Origin of the sequence: Pleomorphochaeta sp. DL1XJH-081 (assembly GCF_049310885.1) — a bacterium.
Classification (GTDB): domain Bacteria; phylum Spirochaetota; class Spirochaetia; order Sphaerochaetales; family Sphaerochaetaceae; genus CAYZJV01.
Window position 1 is genome coordinate 1 of the sequence record NZ_JBMDYO010000051.1, and the last position, 285, is coordinate 285.

Here is a 285-nt window from a genome sequence, read left to right on the forward strand (position 1 = left end):
TATCGTACTCTTGTGGATAAAATGGCGGATAGCAAAGAAAAAAACAGAAAAGATTTTTCTGACCCTTATATTGAATATATAGTCTCTGAGGATAAGTCTGGTCATAAAATAAAGTCTGGTGAACAGCAGGACTGTGTGGATATATCAACGCCATTTGGTTTTCCGGAAACTAAAATGCCGATGGTGGTGCGCAGAACATTAAGTTCCAAAACATTGTATTTGGTGCGTCTGATGCACTATACCTGCCCGTTAACTGAAGTAAAGTCAGAGAATGGGCGTTTACCG

Annotated in this window: 1 protein-coding gene; it reads left to right on the forward strand. The window is 39.6% G+C overall.

Going from position 1 to position 285, the window contains the following annotated elements:
- Nucleotides 1-12 precede the first annotated feature (12 nt).
- The coding region (locus ACODJP_RS13870; protein ID WP_422482504.1) for a hypothetical protein at nucleotides 13-285 on the forward strand (273 nt) is incomplete at its 3' end.